This is a genomic window from Varibaculum cambriense, assembly GCF_022133705.1.
In the GTDB taxonomy this organism is placed as follows: Bacteria; Actinomycetota; Actinomycetes; order Actinomycetales; family Actinomycetaceae; genus Varibaculum; species Varibaculum cambriense_A.
On sequence record NZ_JAKNHJ010000003.1, the window covers coordinates 90893 to 106010 of the forward strand.

Below are 15118 nucleotides of genomic sequence, written 5' to 3' on the forward strand. Positions count from 1 at the left end.
CCCGCCAGTTGCCAGTATTTCCAGTAGAATCAGAAATTAGTTAGACAAAGCCAACCAATACCAGGAGGAACGATGGCAGAAAAACAAACAATTCTGGGTCGGATTACCAATATGGCGAAAGCCAATATTAATGCGCTTCTTGACCGGGCAGAAGATCCCGAAAAGATGCTTGACCAGATGATTCGAGACTATACCAACTCGATACGTGAAGCAGAAAGCGCAGTTGCCCAGACTGTGGGGAATGTGCGGCTGGCAGAGAAAGATCTAGAGGAAGACCGTGCCGCAGCAACGCAATGGGGTGAAAAGGCTGCTTTAGCGTCAAAGAAGGCCGAAGAAGCACGTACTAGTGGGGATACGGCCGAGGCCGAACGCCTGGATAATCTGGCACGCCTGGCGCTAGGTAAACAGATTGATTTTGAACAGCAAGTGAAGTCGCAAGAACCGCTGCTGGTTTCCCAAAAGGAAATGGCTGAGCAGCTCAAGGCAGGCTTGGCCGGGATGAAGACTAAGCTAGAGGATCTTAAAGTCAAGCGAGACCAACTGGTGGCGCGGCAAAAGACCGCCCAGGCGCAAAACCAGGTACAAGAAACCGCTGCAAAGTTTAACTTGGCGGATCCCACCAGCGAACTTAATCGCTTCGAGGAGAAAATCCGCAAGCAGGAAGCCCTGGCTGCAGGACGCGCCGAGCTGGCTTCTGAATCACTAGAGAATCAGTTTGCGGAACTGGAAAAATCCGGTTCCTCCGCAGAAATTGAGGCTCGTCTCGCAGCTTTGAAGAACAAATAGTTCCCACTACCGCCGACAGCCTAATAGTCCTTGCTGGCGCCAGAAATCGTTTCTGGCGCCAGCAACTGTTTGTACGGCAAATACAGGCCAAGTTTTACTCCACTAGGTTCACGACCAAGTATCTCTCAAGTTTTGCGTCAGTATCCCCAGGAACCAAAAATCCGCAAAATTAGGGAATGTGACCCCTGTCCCTATGGGTCAGCATTCCCCCACCGGCGCCCAGCGCCCCCAGAATCAGACCGATTGCTAGTCCGATAGCGGCGGCCAGCAGTAGGAACATGACTATTTCGCTTTGTCGTATTCCTGCAGTGAACACACCCCATAGGAGCGGTCGCGAGTAGCTTCAATCGCCTGCACCGCTGCCTGGAACTGGGACATGGTGGTAATTATCGGTTTATCTGCAGCAGTAGTGGCGGTGCGGATTTCGTAACCATCCGCCCTCGCCCCGGAAGTGCCGGGGGTGTTGATCACCATATCGATTAGGCCGGCGCGGATCATATCCACTACTGTTTGTTCCCCGTTCGGGCCACGTCCTTGGCTGGCTTTACGCACCTCGGTAACCGGAATCCCGTAACGGCGTAGCAAAGCAGCTGTACCTGCAGTAGCCATGATGGAGAACCCTAAATCAAATAAGCGCGACACCGGCAAGGCTAAGGCGCGTTTATCCTGGTCAGAAACCGATACGAACACGGTACCTTTAGCGGGCAGATTTCCATAGGCCGCAGTCTGGCTCTTGGCGAAGGCGGTGGGGAAATCTCGGTCATACCCCATGACTTCCCCGGTAGAACGCATTTCGGGACCGAGAACTGTGTCCACGATCCGGCCATCTTTATCCCGGAAACGCTTAAACGGTAGCACCGCTTCTTTCACTGCGATCGGACGACCCGGGGTAGCGAAATCAGAATCATCGGCGGGCAGATAGCCGCGCTCTTTTAGCTGTGCGATTGAAGACCCCATCATCACCAGGGCAGCCGCCTTAGCTAGCGGCACTCCGGTCGCTTTGGCTACAAAAGGTACCGTGCGCGAGGCTCGCGGATTAGCCTCAATCACATATAGCACCCCGCTGACTAGGGCATATTGAATATTGATCAGACCGCGTACCCCTACCCCGGCCGCGATCTTCTCCGTCGAGGTACGGATATGGGAAATAATCGCGTCCGAGAGGGTAATCGGGGGCAATACGCAAGAAGAATCTCCAGAGTGGATTCCGGCCTCTTCAATATGTTCCATTACCCCGCCCAGGAACAGCTCCTGGCCATCATAAAGCGCATCCACATCGATCTCAATCGCGTCATCGAGAAAACGATCGATCAATAGCGGTCCGGTCATCACCGTAGGATCAGACAGGTTGTAGCGATGCAGATAGGAGTCAAGTTCGTCGCGCGAATAGAGGATCTCCATTCCGCGTCCTCCCAAAACGAAAGAAGGACGCACCAGAACCGGATAACCCACTTTTTCAGCCTGTTCAAAGGCTTGTTCCGGGGTGGTAGCAGTCCCGTGGGCAGGAGCAGGTAGCCCCGCCTCCTCTAGTACCCGACCAAAGAGTTCACGATCTTCCGCGGCATCAATCGCACTTGGCGGAGTGCCCACAATCGGTACTCCGGCAGCCTGCAGGCGAGAAGCGAGCGACAGCGGAGTTTGTCCCCCAAGCTGCACAATCATCCCCGCTACTGGTCCGGCCTCGCATTCGGCCTCGTAAATTTCCATCACGTGCTCGAAAGTAAGCGGCTCGAAATAGAGGCGGGAAGAAATATCGTAGTCCGTAGACACGGTTTCCGGGTTACAGTTAACCATCACCGTGTCATAGTCAGATTGCAGTTCCTGGGTGGCGTGCACGCAGGAATAATCGAACTCAATGCCTTGCCCAATCCGGTTCGGACCGGAGCCCAAAATAATCACTGCCGGACGCTTACGCGGTTTAACTTCGCTGGTCAAGTCATAGCTGGAGTAGTAGTAGGGGGTTTGGGCAGGAAACTCTCCGGCGCAGGTATCTACCGTCTTGTAAACCGGACGAATCCCGAAGGCTTTGCGCACCTCCCGCACTACCTGGTCGGATACCGAGCGGATCTGCCCGATCTGCAGGTCAGAGAAACCGTGACGTTTCGCCTTGGTCAACAGTTGAGGGCTAATCGCTTCGGCTTCCCGGATTTCTTCCGCAACCTCATTCAGTAAGAACAGCTGATCTAGGAACCAGCGGTCAATCTTAGTGGCTTCGTAGAGTTCCTCTAGGGTTGCCCCCGCCCTAATCGCGTCCATCACTTGGATTAGGCGTTTTTCCGTAGATATCTTGACCTGCTCTAATAGCTCTTCCTTGGAGGAAGAAAGCGGGGTATCCCAGCGGAAGTAGGTGCCGGCTTTATCTAGAGAAATCAGGGCTTTTTGTAGGGCTTCAGTAAAGTTGCGTCCCAGCGCCATCGCCTCGCCTACCGACTTCATGGCGGTGGTCAACGTGGGGTCAGCGGCCGGGAACTTTTCGAAAGCAAAACGCGGCACTTTAACGACTACATAGTCCAAAGTGGGCTCGAAAGAAGCCGGCGTCGAACCGGTAATATCATTGGGAATCTCGTCGAGGGTGTAACCGAGCGCCAGTTTTGCAGCTAGTTTCGCAATCGGGAAACCGGTAGCTTTTGAGGCCAGGGCGGAGGAACGAGACACCCGGGGATTCATCTCAATGACTACTACCCGACCAGTATCGGGGTGCACTGCGAATTGGATATTACACCCGCCAGTATCCACCCCGACTTCCCGGATGACATTAATCCCGATATCGCGCAGATTCTGCAGCTCCCGGTCAGTTAGGGTGAGCGCGGGAGCCACCGTAATGGAATCGCCAGTATGTACCCCTACCGGATCCACGTTTTCGATAGAGCAGACCACGACCACGTTATCGGCTTTGTCGCGCATCAGCTCTAGTTCGTATTCTTTCCAGCCCAGAATCGATTCTTCCAGCAAAACCTCGGAGGTAATGGAATCGGCCATACCTCCCCCAGCGATGCGAATCAGATCCTGTTCGTTATAGGCAATGCCGGAGCCCATACCGCCCATAGTGAAGGATGGGCGCACTACCAGTGGATATCCCAGCTGTTCGGCCGCCTCCCGGCAGTCAGCCAGGTTGTGCGCAATAAAAGATCGCGCTACTTCCGCTCCGCAGCGGTGAACTACCTGCTTAAACTCTTCGCGATCTTCACCGGCGTTAATCGCCTTAGCGCTAGCGCCAATCAGTTCTACCTGGTATTTTTCCAAGGTGCCATCTTGGGACAGAGCAATCGCGGTGTTGAGCGCGGTCTGCCCACCCAAAGTAGGCAGCAGCGCATCGGGACGTTCCTTTTCAATAATCGAGGCCACCACCTGCGGGGTTATCGGCTCAATATAGGTAGCATCCGCCATTTGGGCATCGGTCATAATGGTTGCCGGATTGGAGTTAACCAGAATAACTCGCAGCCCTTCTGCCTTTAGTACGCGGCAGGCCTGGCTTCCGGAATAGTCAAATTCGCAGGCCTGGCCGATTTGGATCGGCCCGGAACCAATAACTAGGACAGATTTAAGATCAGTTCTGCGTGGCATTTTTTTCCTTCGTTTCCTGCATTGTCCTTAGGAACTTATCAAAGAGATATTGGGCATCGTGGGGGCCAGCCGCTGCCTCGGGATGGTACTGCACGCTGAAAGCTGGCAGATCGAGGGCGCGCAAGCCCTCCACTACCCCATCGTTTAGCGCCAGGTGAGATACTTCTACCCGCCCGTAGCGTCCCCCATCGAAGGGTGCCACCGAAGGATGTTCCGCGGGAGCGTCTACCGCGAAACCGTGATTATGGGCAGTGATCTGCACTTTTCCGCTTTCGCGGTCCACCACCGGTTGATTTACCCCGCGGTGACCATAGGCAAGCTTGTACGTTCCATACCCCAAGGCGCGCCCGAGGATTTGGTTCCCAAAACAAATCCCGAAGAAAGGAAGCCCGGCGTCCAGCACCGCCCTCGCTAAGGCTACTTCATGGTCTGCAGAGGCCGGATCGCCCGGTCCGTTAGAGAAAAACACCCCATCAGGATTCACCGACATGATATCCGCAAAGCTGGAGTGCTGCGGAAACACATGCACCTGGATTCCGCGCAACGCCATCTGCTCGGGAGTACGGGATTTAATCCCCAAGTCTAGGGCAGCCACCACCGCTAAAGGTTCTCTGCCCTCATATTCACCGGCGGGCTCCACTACGTATTTTTCGGGAGTACTCACGTCAGCTGCCAGCGCCGCTCCGGCCATCACCGGCTGGTCGCGCACCACTGACACCAAAAGGTCGCGGGTAGCCTGATCAAGATAGGCAGCCCCAGCCGGGAGAGCATCACCAGAAAAGATTCCGCCCCGCATGGCACCGGCTTCGCGCAAATGCAGGGTGAGAGCCCGGGTATCGACCTCGCAAATACCCACCACATCCTGGTCTTTGAGTAGGTCTTCCAAGTCGCCGGTAGCGCGCCAATTGGAAGCCCGGCGGGCGCGATCACGCACCACATATCCGGCTACCCAGACTCTGCTAGACTCCGGATCCGCTTCGTTTACCCCCGTATTTCCGATATGAGGCGCGGTTTGAATAACTATTTGCCGGTGATAGGACGGGTCGGTCAAAGTTTCCTGGTATCCGGTCATCCCGGTCGCGAACACTACTTCCCCCAGGGCGCGTCCCCGCTTCCCCCAGGCTTTGCCTTTCGCAATGAACCCGTCCTCCAGCACGATCAAGGCCAGATCCGAGGAGTCCTGATGCATACGATTACTCCTTATCTACGCTTGAGCCTTGCGGGCGAGGGCGTATAGAAAAATTGCTCGCACCAAGCGGACGCGAGCAAATGGTTAAGAGTTTCACTGCCTATAAGCATACCGTAAGGCGCTATCCGGGCGTGATTTTTCACCAGTACTCGGATAATGAAGAAAGCTGACTACCAAAAATGGAAAGTCGCTGGAGCCAAGCCTAGGAACGCATTAGTTTAACCGCGTCGGCAATCGGGCCATCTAGCACTTTTTTCCCTTTTTTCAGCACGATTCCCCGCTCACAAAAGCGTCCCATTAGATCCAGGTCGTGACTGACGATTACCAGTGATTTACCTGCTTCTGACAGTTGCGAAATACGATCAAGACATTTCTTTTGGAAGGGCTCATCGCCTACCGCCAAGATTTCATCAATCAGAAAAATATCGGGGTCAGTGTGGACTGCCACCGAAAATGCTAGCCGCAGGAACATTCCCGAAGAATAAAACTTGACTTCGGTATCTAGAAATTCGTGAATCTCCGAAAAATCTACAATCTCATCGAAATGAGCTTCGATTTCTTCACGGGTCATCCCCAAAATAGCGCCATTCAAGAAAATATTTTCCCGCCCGGTTAAATCAGGGTGGAAACCCGCGCCTACCTCGATTAAGCCTGCGACTTTACCCCGCACACCTACGGCTCCTGCCGAAGGCTGCATCACTCCGGAAATAAGTTTCAACATTGTCGATTTCCCGGAACCGTTAAATCCCAAGAGTCCCACGGTTTCCCCGGCGGCAATATTGAATGAAACATGATCGAGGGCGCGGAAACGGTCACGCATCTGTCCCCGTCTGCCGGTCAAAGACCACACCAACATATCTTTCAACGTGTGGGTGTTGCGGATAGTGAAGTCTTTTACCACGTCTTGCGCGGTTATCACCGTATCAGCTTGGGTTAATTCTGGGTCAACTTTTACGCTCTTATTGGCCATACTTTTACAGCTCCTGGGCGAAACGCCCGTCATAGTGGCGGAAAACTTTATCCCCTATCAGCAACAACAGGATTGAAATCAGGGCGGAAGCCACTACCATTAACGAAAAATTGTCCGGGAAACTCTCAGCCACGCCCGCGGTGGGAATCCAAAAACCATAATGGAAAAGTTCGACTACCGTGGTGAGGGGATTAAGTTGATAGACATACCACAGCCATCCTCCCTGCCAGTCCCCCAGTACGTGGTAAACCATTGACCATTTATAAAGAACCGGGGAAGCCCAGGTAGCGACCATTAAAATCAAATCCACGAAATTTTCGGCATCGCGATATAGCACGTTAAAAGCCCCGCCGAGTAGTCCGAGCCCCAAACTAAAGATCGTGAGAACAACGAATGCTAGCAGCACTGCCAGCAGATTATTTATCCCCGGTCGCCAACCGAAAATCAGGCTTCCAATAATCAAAATCACCACTTGCGGCACAAAATGCACAAATGCCACCCAAACGGAGGACACGGGGAAAAGTTGCCGCGGCAAATAAATCTTTTTCACCAAATCCTGGTTTTGCACCAGCGAACGCGTACAGTTACCGAAGATTTCGGAAAAATAGTTGACCGCAACCACTCCGGCAAACATATAAACCACGTAATTGGTAATGTTCCGGTTCATTCCCATAAACACCCCGATGGCAAAATAAAACACCAGGAATTGGGTTGCGGGTTTGGCATAAGACCAGAGCATTCCCAGGATTGAACCCCGATAACGGACTCGTAGTTCTTTATGTACTAGTAGTTGTAGCAGATACTGTTTACGAACAACTTCAAATAAACCGTGGGATGTACCCGGCCGGGTAAAATCAGTGCTGACACTCACCAGTTACTCCCCATCCGTCTTTTTACCAGAGAAATAAGGTTTCACCACGTTGTCATAGCGGGAAAGCGCAGACGCAATCGCCATATGCATATCGAAATACTTGTAGGAGCCCAGCCGGCCTCCAAAGAGGGTGTGGGGTAACTTATCGCGTAGGGCGCGATATTCCAGTAGCTGCTCACGGTCGCGAGCAGTATTAATCGGATAGTAGGGTTCATCATCCTTGCCGGCAGTGCGCGAATATTCCCGGGCGATCACCGTTTTTTCATTTTGGTAATCCCGCTCCGGATGGAAATGCCGGAATTCAATAATCCGCGTGTAAGGAATCTCCCGGTCACCATAGTTCATCACCGAAGTGCCTTGGAAATCACCGGTAGCAACCGTCTCCCAATCGAAATCGAGGGTACGCCAACCGAGCTCCCCATAGCGGTAATCAAAGAACCTATCTACCGGACCGGTATAAACCACCGGCACCTGCCCAATGCAGGCATCACGGTTGAAAGGTTGGGAGGTGTCGAAAAAGTCGGTCGATAGTTTTACGTCAATCAGATCATTATCTGCCATTTTTTCCAGCCAGGCGGCGTATCCATCTTGGGGAAGTCCCTCGTATTTATCGGAAAAATAGCGATTGTCATAGTTGTAACGCACCGGCAAGCGCGACACGATAGCCGCCGAAAGATCCCGCGGATCAGTTTGCCATTGTTTCGCGGTGTAGCCCTCAAAGAAAGCCTTGAATAGGGGTTCGCCTACCAGGGAAATCCCCTTCGTCCGGAAGTTTTCTTCCGCGTCCTCGCCCCGGATAGCGCTAGCTTGGGAGGCAATTAGCTGGCGAGCCTCATCGGGAGAATAGGCAGCCCGGAAAAACTGGTTAATGGTTCCCAGATTGACCGGCATGGGGAAAACTTCGCCCCCAACATTGGTGTATACGTGGTGCACATAATCGGTGAAAGCAGTGAAGCGGTTGACGTATTCCCACACCCTCTCATTAGAAGTGTGGAACAGGTGAGCCCCATATTTATGGATCTCGATACCGGTTTCTTCATCGCGGTAAGAGTAGGCATTTCCGCCGATGTGATCACGTTTTTCAACTATGGTGACCCGCCGACCTAAATCGTTAGCGACTCGTTCTGCCATGGTTAGACCAAACAGTCCGGATCCAACAATCACTAAATCGGTATTCACGTGGATTCCCCTTGTCTTGCGAGCTTCTGGCTTCCTTAATCCTACCGTGTTAACACTAAAAATTAATCTGCCAGCAAGGATGACGCGAGTTTTGTGAAGGCTCTAACTGCGCTGGCACTGTCGATCTTGTCTAACTGGTCTGCAGATACGGGCTGGGGATCCACTAAAGCTCCTTTGACCTGCGCATAATCATTGGCGAGGGCGATTAACGAGCGCCTGCGCATAAAGTCGGAGAACCGGATTTGGTGAGTGTCGATGTGTTCACCTAGATCTGGATCCCGCGGCACGATCACAGGCACAAAACCGCGCCGCAACCATTCCATCATCAGGGAAGGACCGCCCGGTAAAACCACTCCTTTTAGGTTCCCTGCCAGGGCGTCCATTTCTTGGTGGCTAAGGTTTTCGCGCCCGTTCGCCTCTTTCGGAGGTTGTGAAGTTCCGTATTGCACCAGGACAGACACATCCGGATTCTCGCGAGCGAAACGATCCGCCATCTGGATTAACCGGTCAAAAGGCATATGGTGCGTTCCCACCATAAACAGGTAATCGGCGTGAAGCTCGCGGTTATTGTTTTCGCTTATATTCGCGGTTTCAGTCATAGTAGCGGTCCGATCACGGTGGCATCCGGGTAAAGTTTTAGCTGTTCAGGCCATTGCACGGCGAAGCGATCTGCTAAGCGGTAACAGATCCTACCTGATAGCGAGGGAATTTCGATCCGGTCGAAGACCTCGATATAGATAGTGGGAATCTTCATGAGCCGCGCTAGTGCAATGAAAACCGTCCCCAAAGAAGCCCCTGCAGAAACCACCAGTTCGGGGCGAGCCGAACGTAGAAGCTTCCAGGCTAGACGCAGCGAGCGGAATACATCCCGTAAGTTACGGTCGGGTGAATGCTGTGCCCAGACGACTTTCTGATCAGCTAAAAGGGAGACCGCATCGGGAGTTTCGAAGGTTACCCACAGGGATTGCTGCCGTTTCCACCAGGGTTTTAAGGTGTAGAGCTGGGCTAAGTGTCCACCGGAGGAGCCAGCAAAAAGAACTTTAACCATGTTGTTTGTCCGCTTTCACCCGGGCAGCATTTTCACAGGCCGCAACTAGCTTCGCGGTTTCCGGGTCGGAAGCAAAAACCTCTTCGTTAGGACGCGGCCCAGATAGCACCCCATCGGTCACTCCTTTTACCCCCAGGCGCAGCATCTTTTTCTTTTCCCCGCTAGATAGCCACATTCTGAACCAGCGCACGATCGTGGAACCGCCATAAAGCAGCCGATCCAGAGGTAGTAATCCCCGCGAGCGCAATAGGAACCAAATTTTATTGCGAGTCTCGTAATAGAAACGATCCCCGGGATCATCGGTAGCGGACGCGGCAGCGCGGGTTTTGTGTACCACCACCGAGGCTGGTACATACAACCCGATGCGGTGTTTCAGCAGCCGAGCGGTGTATTCCAAGTCATCATTCCAAATAAAGTAATCAGCAATCGGCAGACCGCTCTGGCGCACTTGTGCTACCTCTACCAGTATTGACACGAAGGAGGCCGCACGTACCTGCCGCATTCCCAGATCCCGGGCGATTCGTTTGCGGCCCGGTGATATTAGCGGTCTTTCCCGATGGGCATTCATGGGGTGTTCGCTACCGTCTGTCCACTGTGCCTTGGACGCCAAAAGCGCTGGAGAGCCGGGATAAGTCTGCCCCGCTATTAGCAGTTGTGCTAACGCATCCGCTGTAGGAATGGTGTCGTCATCCATAATCCAAATGAAATCCTGGCTTTCCAGCTCTTTATAGGCAAGGGCGTGCGCGATTCCCGCACAAAATCCGCCAGCCCCGCCGGTATTTTCTGAAAGCGGTATTACTCGGTCAACTACCGGGTGCTGTTGGGCAATATGTGCAGAATCATCAGTTGAAGCGTTATCAATCACGATTACCCGCTGGACTGGCCTGGTCTGTGCGGCGATTGCGTCCAGACATTCGCGAAGTAGTTTAGCGCGGTTATAAGCTACTACCACCGCAGATACCTGACGTTCTTCGCCCATTGCCACATCTCCTTTGGTTGGTTTTTTCCATCATATCTAAGCGGAGAAATACCCGAACAGCGATCGCCTCAATTATTCTGATTTGCGTCCTCCCCTACCGCGGATCAAATACCCCATCCCCCTCCCCGGAGGGTAATTCTGTCATCGGAGGGCGATACTGTCCCTGGAGGGTGGTTTCGTCGCCGGAGGGCGATTCCGTCAAGTAATCGGAAGAAAAGCCAGCAAAAACACCCTCCCCGCACAAAAACACCCTCCAACGCCAATAAAAACCCGGTTTCCTCGCCCCAAAACACAACTCCGGAGGGCATTTCGTCGCCGGAGGGTGGTTTCGTCGCCGGAGGGCGATTCCGTCAAGTAATCGGAAGAAAAACCAGCAAAAACACCCTCCCCGCACAAAAACACCCTCCAGCGCGAATAAAAAGCGAACCTTCTCCGCCCATATTCACGAATCAGGAGGGCGATCCTGTCCCCGGAGGGCATTTCGGTCGCGGGAGGGTGGTCTTGCCACCGGAGGGCGTTTATGTTTCCGGTGCTAAGTGTCGGTAATAAAAAGCGCAAGAAAAAGGGTAGCCCCGGCGGAAAATCCGCCAGGGCTACCCTTGAATCTTTAGGTAACTAGCTAAACAGCAAAGTTACTTCATCTTGGTGCCGACCGAGCCGAGGCGTTCACAAGCCTCAACTACGCGCGCCGCCATACCAGCTTCGGCAGCTTTGCCCCAAGAACGCGGGTCGTACTGTTTCTTGTTGCCGACCTCGCCATCAATCTTCAGAACACCGTCGTAGTTCTTCATCATCCAGTCAGCTACCGGACGAGTGAAGGCGTACTGGGTATCGGTGTCTACGTTCATCTTGATAACGCCGTTGCGAACCGCAGTAGCGATCTCTTCAGCAGTGGAGCCAGAACCACCATGCATTACCAGGTCGAACGGCATTTCTTTACCGACTTTAGCTCCGACCTCTTTCTGGATGTCACCTAGGATTTCAGGACGCAGTTTAACGTGACCGGGCTTGTAAACGCCATGTACGTTCCCGAAGGTCAAAGCGGTAATATAACGACCCTTCTCGCCCAAACCAAGAGCTTCAACAGTCTTTAGACCATCTTCAGCAGTGGTGTACAGCTTTTCGTTGATTTCCCCAACAACGCCGTCTTCTTCGCCACCGACAACCCCGATTTCAACCTCTAGGATGGTGTTGGCTTTAACGGAAAGCTCTAGCATTTCCTTAGCGATTTCCAGGTTCTCAGCTAGCGGTACTGCCGAGCCATCCCACATATGAGACTGGAAGAAAGGCAGACGCCCAGCCTTTACTTCTTCAGCTTCCATTTCCATTAGCGGGCGGATCCAACCGTCAATTTTCTCTTTCGAGCAGTGGTCGGTGTGCAGCGCCACGGTAACGTTGTAGCCCTTGGCGATTTCACGAGCATAGGCAGCCATAGCCAGAGAACCAGCTACCCGGTCATTTACAGTGGAGCCTGACCAGAAATCCGCGCCACCGGAGGAAACCTGGATGATGCCATCAGATTCAGCTTCCGCAAAACCACGAATCGCGGCGGTTAGCGTTTGGGAAGAAGTAACGTTAATCGCGGGATAGGCGAATTTGCCTTCCTTAGCACGGTTAAGCATTTCGTTATAAACATCAGGGGTTGCGATTGGCACTGTGGCCCTCCTTTTTCTAAAGTTCTTACGGGTCTCATTCTCTCACAAGGTGAAGCTTAGTGCAGGGTCTTGTGTCCCACGGTTTTGTTATGTTGAATCACCCATGCCCACATGGCAACGGCGGCAGCTGCCCCTACATTGATGGAGCGGGTAGAACCGTACTGGGTAATTTCGTAGACCGCGGCGCATTCCGCAATCATTTCTGGGCTCAAACCGTTCGCCTCCGATCCAAAGACCAGGCAACAACGCTGCGGTAAAACTGCACCCTCTAGGGGCTGAGAACACTCAACATTGTCAATCCCAATCAGGGTAATCCCGCTCTGCAGCGCCCAATGCGCAAAGGAGGACGCGTCCGGGAAATGGTCTACATGCTGGTAGCGGTCAGTTACCATCGCGCCGCGTTTATTCCAGCGGTGCACCCCCACAATATGTACCGAGTTGGCGCCAAACGCGTTAGCAGAACGCACAATCGATCCGATATTGAAATCATGGTCGAGGTTTTCGATAGCCACCTGAAACGGGAAACGCTCACTATCTAGGAAATCGCGAATAGCATCCCGCCGCCAATAGCGGAAACGATCTTCCACATTCCGGCGGTCGCCTCCCGCCAGCAAATCAGGATCCCAATGCTCGCCCTCGGGCCAGTGTTCCGGCCCTCCCGGCCAGGGACCTACTCCGTTACCCATACCCTAGACCCGGAAACGGTCACGCTGGAGGTAACCGGTAAACCGGCACACCAGGGAGCGGGGTGCTTTCCAAGTCAAGAAATCCATAACCTTATAAATCACGGAAGGCACCGAAATCACCTTGCCGCGCGCCAAGTCATTCAAGGCCTGCTCCACCACGTATTCCGGGGTTAGCCGGGCAATAGTAGGCACGTCCTCAATCTTGGTAGTGATTTTGCTGAAGAATCCGGTATCGGTAGTGCCGGGTTTGAGCGCCATTACCTGCACTCCGCTGCCACGCAATTCCTCGACGAGGGCGCAACTAAAGATTTCTACCCAGGTTTTATGGGCAGCGTAGGTTCCCATAGCAGTACCGGAAGCCACCGAGGACACGTTCAAAATCGCTCCCCGTCCGCGCCGGCGCATCCGAGACGCCGCGGTTTGTGACAGCAGCATTACCGCCCGCACCATCACATTTAGTCCCCGCACCTGTTGGGAGGCAGATCCGTCCACAAAATCTTCTGCCAGGGCAAAACCAGCGTTATTAACCAGCAGTGAAATCGGGCGTTTCTCGGCCGCCAAGCGGCGTGCAACCGCCTTCAGCCCCGGTTGGGTAGCCAAATCTGCCGGCAAAACCTCGCAGGTAACCCCATAGTAATTCTCGATGCGTTGCGCCTCGGCCACCAAAACATTTTCCCGACGGGCAACCATCACTACATTGTGTCCGCGCCCTGCCAACTGGTTACAAAACTCTAGCCCTAGCCCACTGGAAGCCCCAGTTACTAAAACCCATGACATCTTTAATCCCCCTCGATTCCTAAATCTGCCAAATCTAGTGCCGCCAGATATTTCCAGCCAGCCTGATTAACCTTTTGCTTCGCTACATCACCACGGTCTACCACTACCGCAACGCAGAGCACTTTGGCTCCTGCTTTTTCTGCCGCATGGGCTGCTTGAATCGGCGAGCCACCGGTAGTGGAAGTATCTTCCACGATTACCACCTGTTTGCCCGCAATATCCGGGCCTTCAATCTGGCGCCCCATGCCGTGATCTTTAGCTTCTTTACGCACCACAAACGCGTCAATATCGAGCCCGCGAGAAGCCGCCGCCTGCATAATCGCGAAAGCCACCGGATCGGCTCCCATCGTCAGCCCACCGACTGCGTCAATATCTTCTGGCAAAAAGCCTGCTTCCTCTAGCAGGTCAAGCAGCACATGCCCGATCAGCAGCGAAGCCTCATGATGCAGGGTTGAACGCCGCAAATCAATATAAAATGAGGATTTTTTGCCACTGGCCAGCGTAAAATCGCCGTATTTAACAGATAGCTCTTTGATTAAGGAAACCAAGCGAGCCTTTTGAGAATCATTAGCGGTCATGACATTCAGTTTATCGGTTTTGTAACCGATATGGTTAGCACATGAGGATTGCAACTTGGAACGTTAACTCTATTCGCGCCCGACATCAGCGGGTAAGCGCATTTTTAGAGCGAGAAAACATTGATGTTTTGGCGATACAGGAAACCAAATGTCGCCCCGAACAGTTCCCTTATGAACCTTTTACCACCGCCGGATACGAGGTAGCAGTGCATGGGGCGAATCAGTGGAATGGGGTGGCGATTATTTCTCGGGTGGGTCTAGAGGACGTGCAGCGGGATTTTCCCTGCCAACCCGCTTACGGCAATCCCGGGAAGGAACCGGTAGTGGAGCCGCGCGCAATTAGCGCGAATTGTGGCGGGGTAGACGTCTTTTCTCTCTATGTTCCCAATGGTCGCGAGCTTTCTCACCCTCACTACCGCTATAAGCTCTCCTGGCTAGCGCGGCTTCGCGAACATGCGTCCTCGCTGTTAGAGGCAGATTCCCAGGCACAAATAGCGCTAATGGGTGACTGGAATATCGCCCCCTTTGACCAGGATGTGTGGGATATGGAAGTGTTTGCCGGCGCCACCCACGTGTCTGAGCCGGAGCGGGAAGCATTTTTCGCTTTCGCGGATGCCGGATTTACCGAAGTTACCCGCGACCTGTTTGATCAGTACACCTACTGGGATTATAAGCAGCTGCGTTTCCCTCGAAATGAGGGAATGCGGATTGATTTTGCCTATTGCTCCCCTGCCCTGACAAAACGGGTCACGGGGGCGCAGTCTTTGCGTGAGGAGCGTAAAGGCAAAGGTGCCTCTGACCACGTGCCGGTGATTTTAGAGGTGGCTCCATAGAGT

General features: G+C 53.4%; 14 protein-coding genes. 2 read left to right on the forward strand and 12 right to left on the reverse strand.

The genetic code is table 11. From position 1 onward, the window contains the following. Positions 1–72: 72 nt before the first annotated feature. Complete coding sequence (locus L0M99_RS02095; RefSeq protein WP_238127562.1) at positions 73–786, forward strand: PspA/IM30 family protein; 714 nt, start codon at positions 73–75, stop codon at positions 784–786. 282 nt (positions 787–1068) lie between these two features. Here L0M99_RS02095 and carB read toward each other — a convergent pair whose 3' ends face one another. The 12 genes from carB to pyrE form a co-directional block, all read right to left on the reverse strand. Then, positions 1069–4350 carry a carbamoyl-phosphate synthase large subunit gene (gene carB / locus L0M99_RS02100; protein ID WP_238127563.1) on the reverse strand — a complete coding sequence of 1094 codons (3282 nt, stop codon included), beginning with the start codon at positions 4348–4350 and terminating at the stop codon, positions 1069–1071. Continuing rightward, entirely contained in the window at positions 4334–5539 is a 1206-nt protein-coding gene (gene carA, locus L0M99_RS02105) for a glutamine-hydrolyzing carbamoyl-phosphate synthase small subunit (RefSeq protein ID WP_238127564.1), read from the reverse strand. Before carA ends, carB begins: the two co-directional genes overlap by 17 nt. A gap of 202 nt (positions 5540–5741) precedes the next feature. Further along, positions 5742–6509: an ABC transporter ATP-binding protein gene (locus L0M99_RS02110; RefSeq protein ID WP_024059312.1), complete on the reverse strand. Its 768-nt coding sequence runs from the start codon at positions 6507–6509 to the stop codon at positions 5742–5744. Between the two features lie 4 nt (positions 6510–6513). Beyond that, entirely contained in the window at positions 6514–7380 is an 867-nt protein-coding gene (locus L0M99_RS02115; RefSeq protein ID WP_024059313.1) for an ABC transporter permease, read from the reverse strand. A gap of 3 nt (positions 7381–7383) precedes the next feature. Next, positions 7384–8559 (reverse strand): UDP-galactopyranose mutase, encoded by a 1176-nt coding sequence (gene glf / locus L0M99_RS02120; protein ID WP_316691083.1) that lies wholly within the window; start codon positions 8557–8559, stop codon positions 7384–7386. Between the two features lie 62 nt (positions 8560–8621). After that, positions 8622–9158, reverse strand: coding sequence for a hypothetical protein (locus L0M99_RS02125; RefSeq protein ID WP_238127565.1), 537 nt, complete (start codon positions 9156–9158; stop codon positions 8622–8624). Then, positions 9155–9607 (reverse strand): PssD/Cps14F family polysaccharide biosynthesis glycosyltransferase, encoded by a 453-nt coding sequence (gene pssD, locus L0M99_RS02130; protein ID WP_024059316.1) that lies wholly within the window; start codon positions 9605–9607, stop codon positions 9155–9157. The genes L0M99_RS02125 and pssD overlap by 4 nt, the downstream gene beginning before the upstream one ends. Beyond that, positions 9600–10586 carry a glycosyltransferase family 2 protein gene (locus tag L0M99_RS02135; RefSeq protein ID WP_024059317.1) on the reverse strand — a complete coding sequence of 329 codons (987 nt, stop codon included), beginning with the start codon at positions 10584–10586 and terminating at the stop codon, positions 9600–9602. The genes pssD and L0M99_RS02135 overlap by 8 nt, the downstream gene beginning before the upstream one ends. 632 nt (positions 10587–11218) lie before the next feature. After that, entirely contained in the window at positions 11219–12241 is a 1023-nt protein-coding gene (gene fbaA, locus L0M99_RS02140) for a class II fructose-bisphosphate aldolase (RefSeq protein WP_024059319.1), read from the reverse strand. Positions 12242–12297: 56 nt separating this feature from the next. Next, on the reverse strand, positions 12298–12927 hold the full coding sequence (locus L0M99_RS02145; protein ID WP_238127566.1) for a TrmH family RNA methyltransferase: 630 nt from the start codon (positions 12925–12927) through the stop codon (positions 12298–12300). 3 nt (positions 12928–12930) lie between these two features. After that, positions 12931–13704 carry an SDR family NAD(P)-dependent oxidoreductase gene (locus tag L0M99_RS02150; protein WP_238127567.1) on the reverse strand — a complete coding sequence of 258 codons (774 nt, stop codon included), beginning with the start codon at positions 13702–13704 and terminating at the stop codon, positions 12931–12933. 2 nt (positions 13705–13706) lie between these two features. Then, complete coding sequence (gene pyrE / locus L0M99_RS02155) at positions 13707–14282, reverse strand: orotate phosphoribosyltransferase (RefSeq protein WP_238127568.1); 576 nt, start codon at positions 14280–14282, stop codon at positions 13707–13709. 41 nt (positions 14283–14323) lie between these two features. On the opposite strand from pyrE, the gene L0M99_RS02160 reads away from it, so the two are divergent. Continuing rightward, positions 14324–15115 (forward strand): exodeoxyribonuclease III, encoded by a 792-nt coding sequence (locus tag L0M99_RS02160; protein ID WP_238127569.1) that lies wholly within the window; start codon positions 14324–14326, stop codon positions 15113–15115. Positions 15116–15118 lie beyond the last annotated feature (3 nt).

What these genes read in the sequence shown, in the direction of transcription:
- L0M99_RS02110 (WP_024059312.1), bottom strand. Translation starts at nt 6,509, where the DNA reads ATGGCCAATAAGAGCGTAAAAGTTGACCCAGAATTAACCCAAGCTGAT.
- L0M99_RS02145 (WP_238127566.1), bottom strand. Translation starts at nt 12,927, where the DNA reads ATGGGTAACGGAGTAGGTCCCTGGCCGGGAGGGCCGGAACACTGGCCC.
- carA (WP_238127564.1), bottom strand. Translation starts at nt 5,539, where the DNA reads ATGCATCAGGACTCCTCGGATCTGGCCTTGATCGTGCTGGAGGACGGG.
- L0M99_RS02160 (WP_238127569.1), top strand. Translation starts at nt 14,324, where the DNA reads ATGAGGATTGCAACTTGGAACGTTAACTCTATTCGCGCCCGACATCAG.
- pyrE (WP_238127568.1), bottom strand. Translation starts at nt 14,282, where the DNA reads ATGACCGCTAATGATTCTCAAAAGGCTCGCTTGGTTTCCTTAATCAAA.
- L0M99_RS02150 (WP_238127567.1), bottom strand. Translation starts at nt 13,704, where the DNA reads ATGTCATGGGTTTTAGTAACTGGGGCTTCCAGTGGGCTAGGGCTAGAG.
- carB (WP_238127563.1), bottom strand. Translation starts at nt 4,350, where the DNA reads ATGCCACGCAGAACTGATCTTAAATCTGTCCTAGTTATTGGTTCCGGG.
- pssD (WP_024059316.1), bottom strand. Translation starts at nt 9,607, where the DNA reads ATGGTTAAAGTTCTTTTTGCTGGCTCCTCCGGTGGACACTTAGCCCAG.
- L0M99_RS02135 (WP_024059317.1), bottom strand. Translation starts at nt 10,586, where the DNA reads ATGGGCGAAGAACGTCAGGTATCTGCGGTGGTAGTAGCTTATAACCGC.
- L0M99_RS02095 (WP_238127562.1), top strand. Translation starts at nt 73, where the DNA reads ATGGCAGAAAAACAAACAATTCTGGGTCGGATTACCAATATGGCGAAA.
- L0M99_RS02125 (WP_238127565.1), bottom strand. Translation starts at nt 9,158, where the DNA reads ATGACTGAAACCGCGAATATAAGCGAAAACAATAACCGCGAGCTTCAC.